This window comes from Stenotrophomonas sp. Steno-C15 (genome assembly GCF_056393265.1).
The window spans coordinates 28,785-42,889 of sequence record NZ_JBWJPF010000008.1; the positions used below are offsets into that span (position 1 = coordinate 28,785).

Here is a 14,105-nt window from a genome sequence, read left to right on the forward strand (position 1 = left end):
GTTGAGGTCGCCCCTCGAACTGGAGGGGGAAGCGATATCAAGTTCTACAGCAAATTCCTGAAGCGCCGACAGGCTCGATACATCGAGGCCGTCACCCAATGTGGTGTCCGCTCACAGTAATCCCAGTTCTTGGTTCTCGCGAAGGTCACACCCTTTGCCGGGATGTGCCACGCGCTGATTCAACTTGCATGTGCTTCGGCCTCCAGCTTGGTCTCGGCCGAAGTTCTGCGTGGCCACAGCGCTGCCTTGATTCGCGCCAGTTCCGCGGCCCCGGCCTCGCCGAGATTCAGCCCAGCCACACTGCGCGCCGACGCAGCGCGCCTCAGTGATTCTGTATAGCTGCGAAGGCCGGGAGGTCGATCGGTTGTCTTGGGGGCTGTTGCCGTTCTGGGCCAGAGCCAAGGCAATGCAGGGCTCATCCAACGGATCCAGGGGAAAGACCTTCCTTCGTCCGCTTGGCGAGAAACCCCATTCCAATGGCACCGAAGGTGTTTGCGGCGCACTCTCCTTGCACTGCGTTCTCGACCCTTTCCACCTGAGCGGGGTTGCCTCCGCCGCGCAGCAGCGCACGTAGGCGGTCACGTTCGGCGCGAGCAGCTTTCAGCGACATTGAGGGGTACTCGTCGAGGGCGACGATGCTGGCCCTACCGGCTTACCTATAGCGGTACCGCCAAGCCTTCGACCCCGTTGGACGCACCTCGATGCATAGCCCATTCGAGTCAGCGATCCAGTAGGCCGCTGCCTTGGGCTTCAGTGTGCGAACTTTAGTGTCGGTGAGCATGTGAGTCATCCGCTGGTGAGTCAGGGTCGGTAACTACATACCCTCGACTCACAGCCTGACTCACTTTTTTGCGGATGCAGGTGGATGTGAACGGACGCCGATGGACGGTCAAGCGCCGTAAAAAAGCTTGATTTAACACTATCGGACATCCCCGGACTTCACTGGACGTCAATGTGGTGGGCCCACCAGGATTCGAACCTGGAACCAAAGGATTATGAGTCCTCTGCTCTAACCGTTGAGCTATAGGCCCGTGCAACGTGAAAGTGTAGTTGAGTCAGGCCTTCTCTCGCCACCGACCGGCCGCAGAAGCGTGCCTCAGCCGAAACGATTCCCCATGGCCCGGACCCGAGCCGCATTCTGTCCGGCCACTCCCAGCAGCACCTTGGAGCGCAGCAGGCCAGACGCTGCAACCCGCTCCCAGAAATCTACCGCGAGCGGAGCCGCCCATTGCAGGTGATCCAGCTGGCCTGCGCGCCGTGGTGCGACCGGGGGAAGCGGCGTTGTCGCCCGCAGAACGCCCGTTCGCGAGGGGGCCAGGGACATCGGCAGCATGTCGTAGGCAGGGGCAAGCGGCAACGCCCCCCGATCCAGCAGATGGAAGCCGACGTTGCCCTGATGCATGTTTGTATTGCCGATCAATTGCCCAAAGGCGTGCAGCCGCGACAGGGCGGTTGTGGTCTCCTGATGGATCCACCGCTGCGCTCGCAACTGCTCACCCGCCTGCCCCCAATCCATGGTTACGTCACCCACATACGCGGAGGACAGGGCCAACAGCGACACGAATCCACGCCGTCCCAGGGTGCCCGGCGAGCGATCAAACCGCTTCACCTCCAGGAAGGAGTGGCTGTCGGTCTGGATGAGCGACGATTCTGCTGCAGATACACCCGCCTCGCGCAGAAGCAACCCATGATGTCGCCCTCGGGCGGGAGGACAAGATTCGAACGATCCCCTTGCGTCTGAACGTAGAAGGCGTCGCCGCGCAGTGCCACGACCTGCCCCAGCTCTTCCAGACGTCCATCTTCGCGCATGCGGAAGAGAGGCCATTCGCTGCCAGCGGGGGTGTCCTGGCGCTGGGCGTCGGCAGTCGCCCGGGTGCGGCCCAGCCGCACGACCGCGCCCCCCGCGTCGGCGACCAGCCGTCCCAGGGTCGGGCGAGTGATCCCAAGGCCCGCCAGAAGATCGCCCGCCGGCACCACCTGCCGGGGGGAAGGCGCTCCAGCAGGTCGTTGACCATGTGAGTGCGGGGACGGGCCCTGCACCGATATCGTTACGAGTTAATTTACGTATTCACGCCACATGATGAGGCGATGCGCAAGGCACAGGTCAAAGCAACCCGTTGATTTTCATGGGGCAACGCGGTTTCACCACCTGAATTAAATTACGAATTAATTTACGAAAAAGAAAACCCCGCCGAGGCGGGGTTTTCCAGTTCACGACACAACCGCTGGAATCAATCGATATCCAGGAAGCTGCGCAGCTGTTCCGAGCGGCTCGGGTGACGCAGCTTGCGCAGCGCCTTTGCTTCGATCTGGCGGATGCGCTCGCGGGTCACGTCGAACTGCTTGCCGACCTCTTCCAGCGTGTGGTCGGTGTTCATGTCAATGCCGAAGCGCATGCGCAGCACCTTGGCTTCCCTCGGGGTGAGGCCGGCCAGCACGTCACGCACGGTTTCAGACAGATTGATGTTGGTGGTGTTCTCGATCGGGGACTCCACATTGGTGTCCTCGATGAAGTCGCCCAGATGGGAATCCTCGTCGTCGCCGATCGGGGTTTCCATCGAGATCGGCTCCTTGGCGATCTTCATCACCTTGCGGATCTTGTCTTCCGGCATGTCCATTTCCTTGGCCAGCTCCTCCGGCGTGGCCTCGCGGCCGTACTGCTGGAGCATCTGGCGGGAAATGCGGTTCAACTTGTTGATCGTCTCGATCATGTGCACCGGAATACGGATGGTGCGCGCCTGGTCGGCGATCGAGCGGGTGATGGCCTGGCGGATCCACCAGGTCGCATACGTGGAGAACTTGTAGCCGCGGCGGTACTCGAACTTGTCCACGGCCTTCATCAGGCCGATGTTGCCTTCCTGGATCAGGTCGAGGAACTGCAGGCCGCGGTTGGTGTACTTCTTGGCGATCGAGATCACCAGGCGCAGGTTGGCCTCGACCATCTCCTTCTTGGCCTTGCGCGCCTTGGCTTCACCGTAGGCCATGGCACGGCTGATTTCCTTCAGCTCTTCCAGGTCCAGCTGGGTCAGCTTCTCGATGTCGATCGTGGCCTGCTGTTCGGCAATGATCTGGTCCTTCACCTCACGCAGCGCCGACGACCACTTCTGCTTGCGCTTCAGTGCGTCTTCCACCCACTCCAGGTTGGTCTGGTTGCCTTCCCAGGAGCGGATGAAATCCTTGCGCGGCATGCGCGCGGTGACGGTGGCCAGGTTCAGCACGCGGCGCTCATGGCTCTTGATCTCGGCCATGGTGTCGCGCAGCTGCTTGGTCAGCACGTCGGTCAGCGGCAGCGGCAGCTTCAGGGTGACGAACACGGCCGACATCTCTTCGCGCAGGCGCGGCAGGTTCTTCTTGTCTCCCTTGCCGGCGGCCTTCTTGAAGGCATTGAAGGCATCGCTCAGCGCCTGCATGCGCGCGGCGACTTCCTCCGGGTCCGGACCGGTCGGTGCGGCTTCCTCATCGGCGCCGTCGACATCATCGTCCTCGTCCTCGTCGGCTTCGGCGTCGGCATCGTCGCTGTCATCGGCGGCGGCCGCCGGCGGAGCCGGCTCTTCGTCGGTCAGGTCGTTGAAGCCGACGATCACTTCGGCCAGGCGCTTCTTGCCTTCCTTGTGGGCTTCGTAATCGGACAGCAGCGATTCGACCGACACCGGGAACTGGCCCAGTGCGGCCTGCACCTGGCCCAGGCCTTCTTCGATGCGCTTGGCGATGGCGATTTCGCCTTCGCGGGTCAGCAGCTCGACAGTACCCATTTCGCGCATGTACATGCGCACCGGGTCGGTGGTACGGCCACCTTCGGTGTCGAGCGCGCTCAGCGCGGCAGCGGCTTCTTCGGCCGCGGTGTCGTCGACTTCGCGGTTGCCGGTGTTGCCGTCGTTGAGGAGGAGAGTCTCCACATCCGGCGCAACTTCATGGACATCAATGCCCATGCCGTTGATCATGCCGATGATGTCTTCGATCTGTTCCGGGTCGACCATGTCGTCCGGCAGATGGTCATTGACTTCGGCGTAGGTCAGGTAGCCCTGTTCCAGGCCCTTGCTGATCAGTTGCTTGATTTCGGATTGGGCAGGACGTTCGTTGGCCATGTAGTGCTCGCGCCACCGGCTGGGTAGGAAATAGGGAACGTAGCATTATACCAGCCCGGGGCCCCGCCTGCCGGGCGGTGGTCCCGGCGGCTTCAGGGCCTGAGAAGGAAGGTCACGGGACCATCATTGACCAGGCTGACGATCATATGGGCACCAAAGCGGCCCGTTTCCACCCCTGGCGCGTGATTTTCACGGCAGATGTCGACAAATCGATTGAACCCGCGTTCAGCCTCGGCCGGCGGCGCCGCAGTGGTGAAGCTGGGGCGCATGCCCGACCGGGTGTCGGCCGCCAGGGTGAACTGGCTGACCAGCAGCAGGCCGCCGCCGGTATCGCGCAGCGAGCGGTTCATCTTCCCGGCTTCATCGGCAAACACCCGGTAGCCCAGCAGGCGCTCGGCCATGCGCTGCAGCTGCGGCTCGGTGTCGCCCGGCTCCATCCCCACCAGGGCCAGCAGGCCTGGGCCGATCTGGCCGACGGCCTCGCCATCGACGTGGACGGCGGCCTGGCTGACGCGTTGGATCAGGACGAGCATCTGTGGGTTTCCGGTCAGGGGGCCGGCCACGATAGCAGCGCCCTTGGCTAAACTTGCGTGGATGAACCCGCAACGCAAAGCCCGGCTGGCCTATCGCGCCACCACCCTGTTCACGCGCCTGCCCTGGCCGCTGCTGCGCGGCGTCGCGCAGGCCCTGGCCTGGGCCTGGATCCGTCTCAACGCCCGTGAGAGTCGCGTCACCCGCCGCAACCTGGAGCTGGCCTACCCGGATCTGGACCCCGTCGCGCGCGAGCGCCTGCATCGCGATCTGCTGCGCTCCACCGCCCTGCAGGCCATCGAGACCCTGCGCCTGTGGAGCCGCCCGCCGGCCGAGAACCTGCGCCTGCACCTGAAGCAGCGTCACGGTGAAGCGCTGTATGACGCGGCGCTGGCCAGCGGCAGGGGCGTGATCGTGGCCGCGCCGCACTTCGGCAACTGGGAGCTGCTGAACCAGTGGCTGGCCTCGCGCGGACAGATCGCCATCGTCTACAAGCCGCCGGAGGATGAAGCCAGCGACGCGTTCCTGCAGCTGGTGCGGGGTGGCCAGAACGTGCAGCAGGTGCGCGCCGAGGGCCCGGCGGTGCGCCAGTTGTTCAAGGTACTCAAGGATGGTGGCGCCACCGGCATCCTGCCGGACCAGCAGCCGAAGGCCGGTGACGGCGTGTTCGTTCCGTTCTTCGGTGTGCCGGCGCTGACCATGACCCTGGTCAACCGCCTGGCCGAACGCACCGGCGCCATCGTCCTGTATGGCTGGTGCGAGCGCATTGGGCCGGACATGGAATTCGCCCTGCACGTCGAGCCGGCCGACCCCGCAGTGGCCGACCCGGACCCGCAGACTGCGGCCACCGCCCTCAACGCCGGGATCGAACGCATCGCCCGCCGCGATCCGGCGCAGTACCAGTGGACCTACAAGCGCTATACGCTGCGGCCACCGGGCAGCGGCGAGGATGATCCCTACGCGACCGAGGAACACCCGCACTGAGTCCCACCGTGCCGCCCTGCGACCGGCGGCCGCAGCACGTTGAATACGACGCCGGCGCCCCCATAGAGACTGCGATGTCCGCCTCCCCCGGTCCTGCCATGCCTGCTGCCTCCTCCCTGTTCGGCGACCCGGCCGCGATCCGCTGCGAGCGCGCGGTCGCGGAACTGCGCGCCGGTCGCCCGGTCCTGCTTCACGACGGCCAGGGCCAACGCCTGGCCGTGATCGCGCTGGACAGCGCCACCGCCAGCAGCTTTGCCGCCTTTGCCAGCGCAGCGCGCGAGCGTCATTACCTGTTCCTGACGGCGACCCGCGCCCGCGTGCTGGGGGTGGAGGCACCTGACGGTGTGCGCCTGCCGCTGGCCGGTATCGCCTTCGACGCCCTGCCGACGCTGGGCTACCTGCGCGAGCCCGGGCCGATGCCGGCTCACTGGACCGCAGGCGATGCCTTCGATGCCGGCGCGGTTGAACTGGCCCGCCTGGGCCTGCTGCTGCCGGCCATGGTCGCGGTGCGCCTGGATGCGGATGATGCGACCTTCGACGGCGCCGCCGACGTCGCCCTGTGCGACCTGGCCGAAGGTGCGGCGCACGCCGCCCACGACTATGAGCTGGTCGCCCGTTCGCCGGTACCGCTGCGCGATGTCGGCATGACCACCTTCGCGGTGTTCCGCGGCGGCGTTGCACAACGCGACCAGGTGGCGATCATCGTCGGCGACCCGGACCTGTCTGCCGTGGTGCCGGTACGCGTGCACTCCTCGTGCCTGACCGGCGACCTGTTCGGTTCGCTCAAGTGCGACTGCGGGGACCAGCTGCGACGCGGTCTGCGCAAACTGAAGGAACTGGGCGGCGGCGTGCTGCTGTATCTGGACCAGGAAGGCCGGGGAACGGGCATCGCTGCAAAGATGCGCGCCTATGGCTACCAGCACGACGGGCTGGACACGATCGACGCCGATGCACAACTGGGCTTCGGCGCCGATGAGCGACGCTATGGCAGCGCCGTGGCGATGCTGCGCGGCCTGGGCATCAGCCGCGTGGCCCTGCTCAGCAACAATCCGACCAAGGCACAGCGCCTGCGCAATGCCGGCATCGAAGTGCTGGACTGCATTCCGGTCACTGGCGAGATCACGGCCGAGAACGAACACTACCTGCGCACCAAGGCCGACCGTGCCGGCCATCTGCTCGATGTCGATGCACTGATCCAGGCGGCGCAGTAGCGCGCCCGACCTGCTACCGTCTGCGCGGTGCGGCTGCGGCCGCCCCGCCTGCCCTGCAGCCCGACGGAGCCCGTGTGACCGACCAGCCTCTTCCTGCTGTGCCCATCAACGACTGGCAGCCGCTGCCGGCCCGCGCCGCACGCCTGGCTGCGCTGGAAGGCGCATTCGGTGGACTGTTCGTGCCAGGCGCACCGCTGGCAGCCGCGTGGTGGTTCTTCGATCTGCCTGCCGGGCTGTGGGGTGCAGCGTCGGGCCTGCTGGTCGGCGCCCTGTTCGGCGCGTGGCTGGGCCATCGCCGCCTGACCCGCACACGCTGGCGCCTGGACGCACAGGGCCTGGGCCTGCGCAGGGACCTGATGTGGCAGACCGAAACGCAGGTACCGGTCTCGCGCGTGCAGCACCTTGATCTGCGCCGTGGTCCGCTGGAGCGGCGTGCCGGCCTGGCGACGCTGATCGTGCACACCGCAGGCACCCGCCTCAGTGCCGTGACTGTCAGCGGCCTGGATGATGCCGACGCCGAACGCCTGCGCGACACCCTGGCCCACCAGCTCGACCAGGACGCCGACGCCCTGTGAGCCAGCCACCGCCCCTGCCGCCCCCACTGCCACGCGGCGGCGACGAACAGCGCCTGCACCCCTGGTCATGGCTGTTCGTGCTGCTGATGCAGCTGCGGCACTACTTCCTGCCGCTGGTCGCGCTGCTGGTGTTCGGCCAGCGCGGCGACCGCGACCCGCTGTGGGCGCAGCTGATGCCGCTGCTGGCCATCGCCGCGCTGGTGGTGGTCTCGGTGCTCCAGTACCTGAGCTACCGCTACCGCATCGGCAGTGATGCGATCACCGTGCGCAGCGGGCTGCTTGCGCGCAACCGCCGGGAAATTCCCTTCGCCCGCATCCACAACGTGGAAGTGCGGCAGAACCCGTTGCACCGGCTGTTCGGCGTGGCCGAGCTGCGCCTGGAGTCGGCCGGCGGCGTGCGCCCGGAGGCAGAGATGCGGGTGCTGCGGTTGGACCAGGCATTGGCACTGGAGCAGCTGGTGAAGCAGCGCGGAAAGGCGCCTGGCAACGCACCGGCTGCCACCGCCGACCCGACCGATGAAGTGCTGCTGCGCATGTCCACTGCCGAAGTGATCCGGCTTGGCCTGCTGTCCAACCGCGGCTGGGTGCTGTTCGCCGCCGCCATCGGTGCGCTGCTGCAGGTGATCCCGCGCCGTTCGCTGGACGGCGTGATCTCCAGCGGAGGACGCGAGGCGTTCGGCTACGCCAGCCAGCTGCACGAGGGCCTTGCCGGCCTGCTGATCCTGGCCGCGCTGGTGCTGGTCGCAGGCTGGCTGCTGATGCGCCTGCTGTCGGTGGTGCTGGCCCTGCTGCGCTATGCCGGCTTCACCCTGACCGAGCAGGAACACCGGCTGACGGTCGCGGCAGGCCTGCTCAGCCGCACGCGCAGCAGCGTGGCGCGCCGGCGCATCCAGGCCTGGACCCTGCGTGAAGGCACCCTGCAACGCTGGTTCGGGCGGCGCCAGCTGCAGATCGACAGCGCTGCCGGCGGCCCCACCCGCGAGGAAGATCGGGCGCTGCGCGAACTCGCGCCGCTGGCACCGGCCGCCGACTGCGATCATCTGGTGCAGCGCCTGCTGCCTCAGCTGCAGTGGCCGCCCGCGCACTGGCAGCCGGTGCCGCAGCGCGGCTGGTGGCGGTTGTGCCTGGGCAGCGTACTGCTGGTGCCGTTGCTGGCCGCCGCGATGTACTGGCGCTGGGGAACACCCGGCCTGCTGGTGCTGGGCTGGCTGCCGGTCGCGCTGTGGGTCGCCCATCGGCAGATGGCGCGCATGGGCTGGCATCTGGATGATCGCTACGTCGCGGTGCGCGGCGGATGGTGGAGGCGCTGGTGGCGCTGGGCGGAACTGGACAAGCTGCAGGGCCTGCGCCTGCAGCGCTCACCGCTGGACAGGCTGCTGGGCACGGCCAGCCTGCAGTTGGACACCGCGGGCGCGCATGGTGATGTGGCCCTGGCGCTGCATTACCTGCCGCACGCACAGGCACGGGCGCTGATGGCGCAGCTGGCCGCCGCGCTGCCGCGCCGCAAGCTGCGCTGGTGATCCGGTGCCGCCCTTCCACGCCTGGCGTGGATCTACTGTAGAGCCGAGCCCATGCTCGGCTTGCCACAGCCGAGCGTGGACTCGGCTCTACATCCCCCGATCACCGCTGTGATGGCCCCCAGTAGCCCAGATCCCTGCGGATCTGCAGGTCACGCATCCAGCTGCCGAAGGGTTTGCGGCGCAGCGCGCCCATCTCGCCGGACAGGAAATCCTCGGTTGCGGCAATCACCCGCTCACTGGAGCGGCCGTCACGGTACGGATGGATCGCGTCGGCATAGCGCACGATCTCCGCGTGCAGGGCGGCATCCGGGTGCAGCGCGCGCTGCAGCATGACGGGCAGCTGCGCCGGCACGTCGAAATCGATCATGTGCGGTTTCGGGACGCGGTTGCGGAAGGTCACCACCGGCTTGTGCTGGACGATGAACTCCGAAACGATCGAAGACGTATCGGACACCAGCACATCAGCGGCGCGCTGTGCGGCCATGACCTGCTCCGGTTCGATGAAGCGGGCATTGGCGCCGGCCAGCGCACGGTAACGCTCGAACAGCTCCGGCGGGCACTTCGGGTGCAGGGTCAGCAGCCAGTAGCGTTCCCCGGCCGCGATGTCGGCAGCGATCTGCGCATGCAGATGCGGGGCGGCGCTGAGCCGCTCGGTGAAGGTCGAGCCGAACAGGATCACCGGGCGACCGCCCGCCGCTGCGCGCAGCGCGGCGCTTTCGCCACCATCGTCGCGGAACAGCGGGTCCAGCTTCGGCCAGCCGGTCTCGGCCACCGCGAAGTGACCCAGCAGGGCGGCGATGTCGCGGAACGGCGCGGTGGTGGCCGGGCCCTGGGTGCAGTACAGGTCGAACATCCCGCGTACCCGGAAATGGCCACGTGCGCTGTCGCGCTTCTCCACGTTGAAGCCATGGAACAGCTGCACCTTGGCACCGGACAGGAACGTCGGCACCCAGTTGGCCGCGCTGTACACCGCGCGCGGGCGCATCGCCAGGGCCTGCTTCAGGCCGATCACGGGCACGCCCGGCAACTGGCTGCCGGCGGCGCCACCTTCGAACCAGGCAGCCACCTCCTGCCCGGACGCGTGCAAGGCCTGCGCCAACGGGGCGAGAATAGGCAGCGCATAGCGCTCCGTCGCAAACAACAGGTACCCGGCCATCATGTCCTCCACGACCGCTCCCATCGAACGGCCTCGCATCTCGGCGTGCATTATCGCGTTCAACGAGGCCGGCCGCATCGGCGACTGCCTGGCCTCGCTGGCCTTCTGCGACGAGATCATCGTGGTGGACTCGTATTCCAGCGACGCCACCGTGGCCATCGCCGAGGCTGCCGGTGCCCGCGTGCTGCAGCGGCCGTTCGATGGCTTCCGCAGCCAGAAGGCGTTCTGCGTCGAGCAGGCAGCACATGACTGGGTGGTGTGCCTGGATGCCGACGAGCGCATCAGCCCGGAACTGCGCGCCTCCATCGAACAGGCCCGCGAGGGGGGATTCAGCGGCCACGCGGGCTACCGCTTCGCCCGCCTTTCAGAGTATTTCGGCCGCTTCCTGCGCCACGGCAACGCCTATCCGGACCGGGTGATGCGCCTGTTCGACCGCCGCCGCGGCGGCTGGCGCGGCACCCGTGAGATCCACGAGGCCGCCAGCGTCGATGGCAGCGTCGGCACCCTGCGCGGTGACCTCATCCACTACCCCTACCGCTCGCTGCAGCAGCAACTGGCCAAGACCGAGAAGTACGCGCGGATGATGGCCGAGCACGAGTTCGCACGCGGCAAGCGCGCCACCCTGGGCAAGCTGGTGCTGGCACCGGCCTGGCGCTTCTGGCGGGGATTCATTTTCCGCGGCGGTTTCCGCGATGGTTGGCACGGCCTGGTCTATGCCTACGTGCGTGCCAACTACGTGCGGCAGAAGACCATCATGCTGTGGATGCTCGGCAACGGTCAGGCGGTGGCCGACCCGCCGCAGCCCTGATCCGCCGGGCATGGCCCGGCGCTACCGCTCCCGTGCACCTGCGTGCGCCGGGCATGGCGGTGCAGGGGTAGCGCCGGGCCATGCCCGGCGGCGGGGCGTCAACCCGCGTTGGCCCCGCGGTGGCGGGCACCTTCCAGGATCGACAACCCGGCCAGCAGGCCGACGATGGTGACGTAGAAGCTGGCCGTCATCTGGTGCGCGAACATCGACTGGGTCAGCCCGCACAGCACGTACGTGGTCACGATCATGATCCCGGCCGCGGCAGGCCCGCGGAACGTACTGCGCCCGCTGCGCCGATGCAGGCGCACGAACACCCACAGCGGAACGCCATACACCGCCAGCAGCAGCAGCAGGCCGGGCATGCCCTGGGTGGCGGCCCATTCGGCTACGTCGTTATGGGCATGGCCAAGGTGGCAGCGCTGTTCGTCCGGGTTCTCGCGGCAGACTGGCACACGCTGCATCGCGTCATCGAAGTGGCCGATTCCGACACCGACCAGCGGGTGGTCCAGGAAGGTATCCCAGGCAACCTGCAGACGCTCCACGCGGGCACCGGCGGAAGAGTCGCTGTCGCCCTGCTCCATGCGCTGCATGTCGCTGTGCAGCTCGCTCAGCCGCACCTGGTGACGCAGCTCGGGCACCGACAGCAGCAGGGTGGCGCCAATCGCCAACATGCCTGCCAGCACCGACAGGCGGGCGGTGCCGGTCCGCCAGCGCAGGCTCAGCGCGAGCACCACCAGCAGAGCCAGCAACGCCGCGAACACGCCACGGCTGCCGGTCAACACGATGGTTCCACAGCCGGCCGCCATGCCGACGATCACCAGCGACCAGCGTCGCGAAGGTCGGCAGAACACCAGCAGCACCATCAGCACCATCACGATGTCGGCCAGCACGATGGCATTGGTGAACAGCTCCGCACGCGGAGCCCCCTGCAGTACCTGCCACAGCGACATCGCGAAGGTGACCAGCAGCCCGGCCAGCGCGCCACGCCAGAGCCAGCGCAGGTCCGGGCGCAACGCGCAGACCCACAGGGCGATCCAGGGGATCACCACGAAGCGCGAGCGGTTGTCGACATCGCGCAGCCCCTGCTCGAACAGCAGCACCGACAGCAGGCCCAGTGCCAGCACCGCGAGCATCAGCCAGGTCAGCACCTTCACCGGCTGCCCGCCCATGTGCCGGGCGCGCCACAGCAGTTCCGGCGCCAGCAGCGTGCTGGCCAGCAGCAACAGGCCATACGGAAGCAGGTTGATCGGCACGGTAAGCACCAGCGCCGGAAGGCAGAACAGACCGATCTGCGCCAGCCAGTGCGCCGTGCGCTGCCGACCGCCGACGGGGGCACCCGGCAGGTCGCCGGCCGCGGGGTTCAGGTTGTCCGGTGGAGCTGGCACGTCGGAAGTTTCGCTGCGGGTGTGCGGGAAGAACGGGGGCGGCCACAACGGCCACTCCCAGTGTGCTGTTTTACTGCCTTTGTCGCCTGTTGGGCAGTCTGGACAAGCGTGGACACAGGTCGTTATCCCCGTTCCTGCAAACGCCGTTCACGTTCGCGCTCGCGATCGCTGGCCTGGCAGGGCGCGACCACCGCCTCCGCCGGCACCAGCCACCAGCGGCGACGATTGGCCACGCCCGCCGGTTCGGCCCGGTCGCGGTCCACGCACGGCAACAGGGCGTCCTCCTGCACAAGCAGCCATCGCCGCGCCGGCACCAGCCGCTGCCAGCGCGTCGCCGCCTGCAGCTGTTCATCCCAGGGGGTGTTGAAGCCGAACGTGGCCGCCGGTCGATCGGCCATCAGCAGGTTCTGTTCCTTCCAGGCCACCAGGCCCAACTCGGCCTGCGGGCCGATGCGCTCCCCCACATGGCGCATCAGGCCCCGCGCCGAACCCGAATCGTTCAACAGCGGGTAGCCCACCAGGCTGTACAGCACCCACACCGTGGCCAGGGTCGACACCATGGCCAGATGACGCCGGCCACGGCCAGACAGCAACAGGCTGGCCACACCGCAGGCGCCCATCGCCAGCGCCGCCCAGGCCAACGCATCCATCACGCCCGGTGCCAGACCACGTTCGTGCTCCAGCCTCGACTCAAATCCCGGCTCGCCCAGCAATGCCAGTGCGCCTGCCAGCAGCGTGCCGAGCGCCAGGGCCAGCGTGAACAGCCCCAGCAGTGCCTGCACGTCGCGACGGCGCAGAAGGCCGGGCAGCAGCGGCGCCAGGGCCAGGCAGAACATCGGCAGCGCAGGGAGAATGTACACATCGCGCTTGCCCTCGGGAATCGAGAAGAACAGCACGATCAGCAACCACCACCCCAGCAGAAGCAGGTAGCGCGCGTCGCGTCGCTGCAGCCGGCGGCGCCAGGCCGGAATCGCCCACGGCAGTGCCAGGAACGCGGGAATCCACATCGACGGCATGATCGCCAGGAAGTACCACCACGGCTGGTGATGGTCCCAGGACTGGGCATAACGCCCTGCGGTCTGCTGGAACAGGATGTCGTCCATGTAGCCGCGGTACTCGTCCAGCCCGGTCGCCAGCGCCGCCAGCACCATCGGCAGCAGCCACAGCGCCACGGCCAGCAGGAACGCCAGCGGCGCCAGCCAGAAGCGCAGGTCGCGCGCATGCAGGCGCACACCGTTCCACCGCAGCGCCGAGCCGATCACGGCCGGAACGAGCATCAGCAGGGCGATCACGCCCACGCCCTTGGTGATGACGCCGATCCCGGCGAAGAACCAGCCCAGCCACCACCAGCGCCATGCCGGGCCCAGCAGCAGGTGGCGCAGCAGCCCGTAATTGGCCAGGGTGATGAACAGCACCACCAGCGGATCGATCTGTGCCTTCTTCGCCTGGAAGGTGAACTGCAGTGCGAACAGCAGTGCCCAGCCTGCGTACAGGCCGACGCGTCGCGTCCACAGCCGACCGCCGAGATCGACCACGCACCACAACGTGCCCAGCGCGGCGATCAGCGAGGGCAGCAGGAACGCCAGCCGCCAATCGCCGATCAGGTGATAGAGCGTGGCCTGCCACCACATCAGCATCGGCGGCTTGTCCGAGTACAGCTCCAGGCCGCGATGCGGGAACAACCAGTGACCGCTGTCCACCATCTGCTTGGCGACGAGCGCGAAGCGCGGCTCATCCGACGGCCAGGGATCGCGCAGGCCGAGTCCAGCCCCCAGCACCAGCAGGGCCATCACCACGAACAACCACGTCTCTCGCGACGCGCGGGTTTTCAGCATGAGGACTTGAACGGC

11 protein-coding genes, 1 tRNA gene and 1 pseudogene are annotated in these 14,105 nt (G+C 67.4%); 5 read left to right on the top strand and 8 right to left on the bottom strand.

Translation table 11 applies throughout. The annotated features are described in order from the left end of the window. Positions 1-415 precede the first annotated feature (415 nt). The 5 genes and pseudogenes from AC06FB_RS08485 to dtd form a co-directional block, all read right to left on the bottom strand. Positions 416-790, bottom strand: a pseudogene (locus AC06FB_RS08485) (Arm DNA-binding domain-containing protein). 165 nt (positions 791-955) lie between these two features. After that, positions 956-1,031: transfer RNA gene (locus tag AC06FB_RS08490), tRNA-Ile, on the bottom strand. Between the two features lie 65 nt (positions 1,032-1,096). Next, positions 1,097-1,684 (bottom strand): HipA domain-containing protein, encoded by a 588-nt coding sequence (locus AC06FB_RS08495; RefSeq protein ID WP_277381112.1) that lies wholly within the window; start codon positions 1,682-1,684, stop codon positions 1,097-1,099. A 547-nt stretch (positions 1,685-2,231) separates the two neighbouring features. After that, on the bottom strand, positions 2,232-4,085 hold the full coding sequence (rpoD, locus tag AC06FB_RS08500; RefSeq protein WP_053517130.1) for an RNA polymerase sigma factor RpoD: 1,854 nt from the start codon (positions 4,083-4,085) through the stop codon (positions 2,232-2,234). A 92-nt stretch (positions 4,086-4,177) separates the two neighbouring features. Next, the gene (dtd, locus tag AC06FB_RS08505; protein ID WP_053517128.1) at positions 4,178-4,618 is read right to left on the bottom strand and encodes a D-aminoacyl-tRNA deacylase; all 441 of its coding nucleotides are present in this window, start codon (positions 4,616-4,618) and stop codon (positions 4,178-4,180) included. A 61-nt stretch (positions 4,619-4,679) separates the two neighbouring features. On the opposite strand from dtd, the gene AC06FB_RS08510 reads away from it, so the two are divergent. The 4 genes from AC06FB_RS08510 (at position 4,680) to AC06FB_RS08525 (ending at position 8,906) form a co-directional block, all read left to right on the top strand. Beyond that, positions 4,680-5,600, top strand: coding sequence for a lauroyl acyltransferase (locus AC06FB_RS08510; protein ID WP_065174456.1), 921 nt, complete (start codon positions 4,680-4,682; stop codon positions 5,598-5,600). A gap of 74 nt (positions 5,601-5,674) precedes the next feature. Beyond that, positions 5,675-6,811, top strand: coding sequence for a GTP cyclohydrolase II RibA (gene ribA / locus AC06FB_RS08515; protein ID WP_074899932.1), 1,137 nt, complete (start codon positions 5,675-5,677; stop codon positions 6,809-6,811). A gap of 74 nt (positions 6,812-6,885) precedes the next feature. Beyond that, positions 6,886-7,386 (top strand): PH domain-containing protein, encoded by a 501-nt coding sequence (locus AC06FB_RS08520; RefSeq protein WP_053517123.1) that lies wholly within the window; start codon positions 6,886-6,888, stop codon positions 7,384-7,386. Beyond that, the gene (locus tag AC06FB_RS08525) at positions 7,383-8,906 is read left to right on the top strand and encodes a PH domain-containing protein (RefSeq protein ID WP_164151322.1); all 1,524 of its coding nucleotides are present in this window, start codon (positions 7,383-7,385) and stop codon (positions 8,904-8,906) included. Before AC06FB_RS08520 ends, AC06FB_RS08525 begins: the two co-directional genes overlap by 4 nt. Positions 8,907-9,006: 100 nt before the next feature. Here AC06FB_RS08525 and AC06FB_RS08530 read toward each other — a convergent pair whose 3' ends face one another. Continuing rightward, positions 9,007-10,065, bottom strand: a complete 1,059-nt coding sequence (locus AC06FB_RS08530; RefSeq protein ID WP_478053602.1) for a CDP-glycerol glycerophosphotransferase family protein — start codon at positions 10,063-10,065, stop codon at positions 9,007-9,009. Between AC06FB_RS08530 and AC06FB_RS08535 the strand changes: the two genes are divergently transcribed. After that, positions 10,064-10,870 carry a glycosyltransferase family 2 protein gene (locus tag AC06FB_RS08535; RefSeq protein WP_053517120.1) on the top strand — a complete coding sequence of 269 codons (807 nt, stop codon included), beginning with the start codon at positions 10,064-10,066 and terminating at the stop codon, positions 10,868-10,870. The two genes, AC06FB_RS08530 and AC06FB_RS08535, sit on opposite strands and share 2 nt — an antisense overlap. Before the next feature lie 98 nt (positions 10,871-10,968). Here the strand turns inward: AC06FB_RS08535 and AC06FB_RS08540 are convergent, their stop codons facing one another. Beyond that, positions 10,969-12,234 carry an O-antigen ligase family protein gene (locus tag AC06FB_RS08540; protein ID WP_053517197.1) on the bottom strand — a complete coding sequence of 422 codons (1,266 nt, stop codon included), beginning with the start codon at positions 12,232-12,234 and terminating at the stop codon, positions 10,969-10,971. Positions 12,235-12,377: 143 nt separating this feature from the next. Next, on the bottom strand, positions 12,378-14,090 hold the full coding sequence (locus tag AC06FB_RS08545; protein WP_262218954.1) for an ArnT family glycosyltransferase: 1,713 nt from the start codon (positions 14,088-14,090) through the stop codon (positions 12,378-12,380). Positions 14,091-14,105: the final 15 nt, after the last annotated feature.

Excerpts from the sequence above, each read along its gene's own strand:
- rpoD (WP_053517130.1), bottom strand. The coding sequence starts at position 4,085 with ATGGCCAACGAACGTCCTGCCCAATCCGAAATCAAGCAACTGATCAGC.
- ribA (WP_074899932.1), top strand. The coding sequence starts at position 5,675 with ATGTCCGCCTCCCCCGGTCCTGCCATGCCTGCTGCCTCCTCCCTGTTC.
- AC06FB_RS08510 (WP_065174456.1), top strand. The coding sequence starts at position 4,680 with ATGAACCCGCAACGCAAAGCCCGGCTGGCCTATCGCGCCACCACCCTG.
- AC06FB_RS08530 (WP_478053602.1), bottom strand. The coding sequence starts at position 10,065 with ATGATGGCCGGGTACCTGTTGTTTGCGACGGAGCGCTATGCGCTGCCT.
- AC06FB_RS08545 (WP_262218954.1), bottom strand. The coding sequence starts at position 14,090 with ATGCTGAAAACCCGCGCGTCGCGAGAGACGTGGTTGTTCGTGGTGATG.
- AC06FB_RS08535 (WP_053517120.1), top strand. The coding sequence starts at position 10,064 with ATGTCCTCCACGACCGCTCCCATCGAACGGCCTCGCATCTCGGCGTGC.
- dtd (WP_053517128.1), bottom strand. The coding sequence starts at position 4,618 with ATGCTCGTCCTGATCCAACGCGTCAGCCAGGCCGCCGTCCACGTCGAT.